The following is a 372-nucleotide window of genomic DNA, read 5'->3' as shown; positions in this document are numbered from 1 at the left end:
TAACTTCGGGAGAAGGGGGGCCACACCTGGTGATGATCTTTACGGTCTGAGCTGGGGGTGGCCGCAGAGACCAGCGAGAAGCGACTGTTTACTAAAAACACAGGTCCGTGCGAAGCCGTAAGGCGATGTATACGGACTGACGCCTGCCCGGTGCTGGAACGTTAAGGGGACCGGTTAGCTCCATTTCGGTGGGGCGAAGCTGAGAACTTAAGCGCCAGTAAACGGCGGTGGTAACTATAACCATCCTAAGGTAGCGAAATTCCTTGTCGGGTAAGTTCCGACCTGCACGAATGGCGTAACGACTTCTCGACTGTCTCAACCATAGGCCCGGTGAAATTGCACTACGAGTAAAGATGCTCGTTTCGCGCAGCA

At 54.6% G+C, this 372-nt stretch carries 1 rRNA gene; it reads left to right on the top strand.

Annotated features, from left to right (window positions below):
* Positions 1–372 (top strand): 23S ribosomal RNA (locus tag KUM32_RS45505); the annotation flags it as partial.

It is taken from the genome of Streptomyces sp. AC627_RSS907 (assembly GCF_019049165.1).
Note: the sequence above shows the minus strand (reverse complement) of the source record. Positions and strands in the feature narration are given on the sequence as shown.